The sequence below is a fragment of the Halomonas sp. genome (assembly GCF_052095765.1).
Lineage (GTDB): Bacteria > Pseudomonadota > Gammaproteobacteria > Pseudomonadales > Halomonadaceae > Halomonas.
In genome coordinates this window covers 1-5,132 of sequence record NZ_JBQDJZ010000133.1, presented here as the reverse complement: position 1 = coordinate 5,132, position 5,132 = coordinate 1, and the positions used below count along the sequence as shown (strand labels likewise).

3 protein-coding genes and 1 pseudogene are annotated in these 5,132 nt (G+C 61.3%); 2 read left to right on the top strand and 2 right to left on the bottom strand.

Translation table 11 applies throughout. The features are described 5' to 3' along the window. The coding region (locus tag ACTH3D_RS12535; protein ID WP_441667462.1) for a single-stranded-DNA-specific exonuclease RecJ at positions 1-1,206 on the top strand (1,206 nt) is incomplete at its 5' end. A gap of 97 nt (positions 1,207-1,303) precedes the next feature. Here the strand turns inward: ACTH3D_RS12535 and ACTH3D_RS12530 are convergent. After that, positions 1,304-3,919 (bottom strand): heavy metal translocating P-type ATPase, encoded by a 2,616-nt coding sequence (locus tag ACTH3D_RS12530; protein WP_441667460.1) that lies wholly within the window; start codon positions 3,917-3,919, stop codon positions 1,304-1,306. Further along, a complete protein-coding gene (locus ACTH3D_RS12525) occupies positions 3,916-4,368 on the bottom strand; it encodes a MerR family transcriptional regulator (protein WP_441667459.1) in 453 nt (150 codons plus the stop codon). Before ACTH3D_RS12525 ends, ACTH3D_RS12530 begins: the two co-directional genes overlap by 4 nt. 314 nt (positions 4,369-4,682) lie before the next feature. On the opposite strand from ACTH3D_RS12525, the pseudogene ACTH3D_RS12520 reads away from it, so the two are divergent. After that, positions 4,683-5,078: pseudogene (locus ACTH3D_RS12520) on the top strand (OmpP1/FadL family transporter); the annotation flags it as partial. Positions 5,079-5,132: the final 54 nt, after the last annotated feature.

Here is a 5,132-nt window from a genome sequence, read left to right as displayed (position 1 = left end):
AACCCGACTCGCAGCGACTGCGACTATCCCGACCAGACCATTGCGGGCTGCATGGTGGCCTGGCTTACGATGTCGCTGACCCGTTCGGTGCTGGTCGAGTGGGGCGTGATTGGTCAGGACACCCCCAAGCTTTCGCCTTGGCTTTCGTATGTGGCGCTGGGCACCGTGGCCGATTGCGTGTCGCTGGGTGCCAGCGCAGCGAATCGCGCCGTGGTCAGCCAGGGGCTCAAGCTCATCAATCGCATGGATGCGGCCTGTTGGCGAGCCATGGCCGAGCGTCTGGGTGCCGATAGCGTGCCGTTTAGCGCAGAGACCCTGGGCTTCCAGATGGGGCCGCGCATCAATGCCCGCTCGCGCCTTGACGACCCCTACGCCGCGCTGCACTACATGCTGGCCAGCGATGACGCCACGGCAGCGCGTCATCTGGCCACGTTGGATGAGGACAACCAGTCGCGCAAGGCCATCGAGGCCGACATGGCCGAGCAGGCCAAGGCGCTGGCGCTGCCCCAGTTGGCAGATAACGTCGCCATGCTGGTGATCGTGCTTGAGGATGGGCATCCCGGTGTGCAGGGCATCGTCGCATCCCGGCTGGTGCAGGCCTACGGCCGTCCAGCGCTGGTGATGACGCCAGCAACATCGCCAGACATGCTGACCGGTTCGGGGCGCTCCATCGAGGCGCTACATCTACGTGATGCCTTGCAGCGCACTCATGAGCTAGCGCCCCTCAGTCTGCCGCGCTTTGGTGGACATCGTGGTGCCGCCGGAGTGGGCGTGCCGCGCGAGCAGATGGAGGCCTTTCGCTCGGCGTTGCTGCAGGCGGTGGGCGAGCAACTTGACGGCATGGCACTCTACCCGCGCATCCTAACTGATGGCGAGCTGGGCTCAGCCCAGCTGGCGCTGGCCACTCTGGATGAGTTGGAGGCGCTTGGTCCTTATGGACGAGAGTTTGACGCGCCGCTGTTTCAGGGCGAATTCTTAGTGGAGTCGTTGCGGCCAGTAGGTGCCGATGGCACCCACTTGATGATGACGCTGTCCAGTGGCGCCACCAGCATCAGAAGCATCTGGTTTCGTGCACTGACACCCGGTGAACTACCGACATTCGGCGTGGGCGACCTGCTGCGCTGTGCCTTCCGGTTGAATCGCAACCGCTTTCGCGGGCGCGAATCGTTACAGTTGATGGTGGAATACGCGCAGCCACTGGAGTAACGACCAGCTCATAACACTCAGCTCATCCAGAACCACCACGCAATCAGTCCGAGCAGGCCCAGCCCTACGACGTTGACGATCAGGGTAACAAGCGTGCTCATGATCTGACCTCCTGTTGTTTATCTGACTGTTTATCTGACTGTTCATGTGACGCGGCAGGTGAGGTCGTTGTCGCGCTTTGGTCAGCGCCGCTGGTCTTGAACAGACGCAGCCGGTTGGCGTTACTGACCACGGTAATTGACGACAGCGACATGGCGGCCCCCGCAATCATCGGCGACAGCAGCATGCCGGTGAACGGATAGAGCACGCCCGCGGCGATGGGAATACAGACAACGTTGTAGCCGAAGGCGCCGACCAGGTTCTGCTTGATGTTTTTCAGCGTGGCCTGGCTGATCTCGATGGCATCGGCGATGCCGTGCAGCGAGCCGCGGATCAGCGTGATGCCGGCGCTCTCGATCGCCACATCGGTCCCCTGGCCGATAGCAAAGCCCACATCGGCTCGGGCCAGCGCGGGGGCGTCGTTGATACCGTCACCCACCATGCCGACCACCTCGCCCTTGCCCTGCAGACGCTCAATCTCGGCGTGCTTGTCCTCAGGCATCAGGCCAGCGCGGAACTCGTCGATGCCCACAGCGCGGGCAATGGCGCGAGCGGTGTGCTCGTTATCGCCAGTCAGCATGACGACCGTTAGGCCGTCGGCCTGAATGCGTTTTATTGCCGCTACGGTATCGTCGCGCAGCGGGTCGCTGATGCCGAAAATGGCTGACAGCTCGCCGGCCACAGCCATGTAAACTACGGTGCGGGCTTCGTCTTCGAGGCCGCTGGCAAAGTCGCGGCCCGAGGTCAGGCTGACATCGTTTTCTTCCATCAGCTTGGCATTGCCCAACAGCAGCGCACGACCATCGCTGGACTGTGCCGTAACACCGCGCCCGGTGATGCTGTCGAAGTCGCTGACGTCGCTGAAAGTGGCGTCGTGCTCTTCACAATAAGCCAGCACTGCGGTGGCCAGCGGATGCTCTGAGCCGCGCTCCAGCGCTGCGGCCAGCCCTAATACCTGCTGCGCTTCACCTGAAAAGACCTTCGCTTCGGTGACTCGCGGTTTGCCTTCAGTGAGGGTGCCGGTCTTGTCCACCACCAGGGTGGTCAGCTGGCTGGCGGTTTGTAGCGCCTCGCCGTTTCTTACCAGTACGCCGTGCTCGGCGGCCTTGCCGACGCCGATCATGGTGGAAATCGGCGTGGCTAGCCCTAGCGCACAGGGACAGGCGATGATCAGCACCGTGGTCGCAGTGACTAGCATATGGATGACCCGTGGCTCGGCGCCGAAGTTGAACCAGGCCAATGCGGTGAGCACGGCGATGATCATCACCGACGGCACGAACACGCTGGATACCTTGTCGGCCAGATCGCCAATCGGTGGGCGCGAGTTCTGGGCGCTGGCCACCTGCTCGGTAATCTGCCCCAGACGGGTATCACTGCCTACGCGAGTGGCGCGATAGACCAGACCACCGCGGCCATTGACGGTACCGGCGCTGACCTCGTCACCCTGGCCCTTGGCCACCGGCAGTGGTTCGCCGGTCAGCATTGACTCGTTAATATGGCTCTGGCCCTCGGTCACCTCACCGTCTACCGGCAGACGCTCGCCGGGACGCACGCGGATATGGTCGCCTTCGCGCACGTCGTCGATGTCGACCTCGCGCTCTTCGCCGTCGCGAATGACTCGTGCGGTCTTGCTCTGCAGGTCAAGCAGACGCTTGAGCGCGTCGCTAGTGCGGCCCCGGGCACGCAGCTCCACGGCGTTGCCCAGCAGAATCAAGCCGATGACCATGGCCGAGGCTTCAAAATAGATGCCGCGTGCGGCCTCAGGCAGCCAGCCGCCAAGAAATACCACCGCCACGGAGTACAGCCAGGCGGTGCCGGTGCCCATGGCCACCAGGGTGTCCATGTTGGCCTGATGGTGGCGGGCGTTTTTCCAGGCGTTGACGAAGAAGTGTCGCCCAGGAAATACCATGACCAGCAGTGTCAGCACGCCGATTACAGCCCAATAGAGGCGACCGGCGCCCAGCGGCTCAGGATGGTAGAAGAACATACTGGCCATCAGCGGTATCGCCAAGGCTAGCGACCAGAAACTGCCGTGCAGGCGCTTCTTATACTCGCGTTGCTCCTTGTCGGCGCGGCTGGCCTCCGCCTCACGCATATCGACGATGGGCTCGGCAGCGTAGCCGACGCCATCCACCGCAGCGATCAGTGCTTCCTCGCTCGCGTTGCCGTGAACCTGAGCGGTGTGGGTGCCGAAGTTGACCGACGCCGTGGATACACCCGGAACCTTCTCCAGCGCTTCCTGAACACTCTTCACGCAGCTGGCGCAGGTCATGCCGCTGATCGCTAACCGGTGGGTGCTGTTTGTCGCATCGTTTTTGCCTGGCGCTGGTTTGTCCGGTGTTGGCTGGCCTACTGCTGGCTCGGATGTACTCGACTCAATGGGGCACTCCTCAGCGGCCTCGGCAGGCTCGCCGGGGGCATAACCGGCTTCGGTCAGGACCCGGTCTAGCGTGTCGCCGTCCAGCGTTGTGGTTGTTTCCAGACGCTTGTCATCAGGGAAACCAACGACTTCAGCGTCCGGGTCCTCGGCCTGGATGGCCTGACGCATCTTGCTGACGCAGCCTTGGCAGCTCATGCCAGTCACGCTGCGCTCGAACGTGGTGCGGGCGTTCATGGAATCTCCTTGGCGGGACGGGTGTCGTCGCTGTGGTGTTTCAGTGGTTCGGGAAAGTTTTCAATCAGCCGGCACAGGCTGTGGCCATCGGGCGTGCCGTCGGGCATTTCAGCCCAAGCATCCAGCGCTTGCTCCATACGAGCGGCTAGCGCTTGTAGATCAGTGATGCGCTGGCGAATCTCCGGCAGGCGGCTGGCCAGCAGGTCGCGTACCAGCGGGCAGGGCGAGTCACCCTGGTCGGCCTGCTCAAGAATTTCGCGAACCTCGATCACGCTGAATCCCAGTGTGCGTGCGCGTTGGATGAACCGCAGCCGCTCAAGGTCGCGCCGGGTATAGATCTGATAGCCGTTAGTAGGGTTGCGAGTGGGCTCCAGTAATGATTCGCGGGTGTAATGGCGTACCGTTTCGGCGGTGACGCCGGCCTCATGGGCCAGTTCGCTGACTTTCATGGTGGCCTCGAAAAGGTGGATAGTTGGCTACAGTGTAAAACCTTTGTGTAACACAAGGGTCAAGCGATTCCATTTCTTGTACCAAGTTCCCTGATAGTGCTTAAGGCAACCTGCTGATATATAGGTATTAGTTTTTATGTAAGACTAAAGTATGAGGCGTTTTTAAATTAAAACGAACGTTTGGCCTTGATCATGGGGGGCTGTTTCGCAAACACTGGAACCAACGTCAGCACGGTGTCCGCGCAGACGAGACGATGAAAGTCATACAACAGCTTCAATTAAGCTAGCCACAACAAGACAGGATGCATCGCGCCATGAAAAACAAGCTCAATAATCTCAGCATCGCCGTTGCCTCGGCATCCGTTCTGCTCGCTGCCAGCCAGGCGCAGGCAGGCGGTTTCCAGCTCAACGAACAGAGCGTCAGTGGCCAGGGCTATGGTCATGCAGGGCGTAGCTCCAACGTTCAGGACGCCACCATCGTATTTGGTAACCCGGCGGGTATGTCGTTTCTCGACCGCGCCCAGATCTCTGCCGGTGGCACTTACCTGCACGTCAAGAATAAGATCAGCAATGCCAACGCTACGCGAAATGTGGACTCCGGCGTAGCCATGGGTGGTGCCCCGAATGGTGTTCAAGTGCCAGTAGGCAGTGTGCCCGGTACCAACGACGGTGACATGGTGGGTGGCAAGGTCATTCCTTATGCGTTTTATGGCTCTTCGTCGTTGGGTGTGGAATTCGCCCCCTGAGCTGGGCCAGGATATGAC

Coding starts and splice junctions, on each gene's coding strand:
- ACTH3D_RS12530 (WP_441667460.1), bottom strand. CDS start 3,919: ATGAACGCCCGCACCACGTTCGAGCGCAGCGTGACTGGCATGAGCTGC.
- ACTH3D_RS12525 (WP_441667459.1), bottom strand. CDS start 4,368: ATGAAAGTCAGCGAACTGGCCCATGAGGCCGGCGTCACCGCCGAAACG.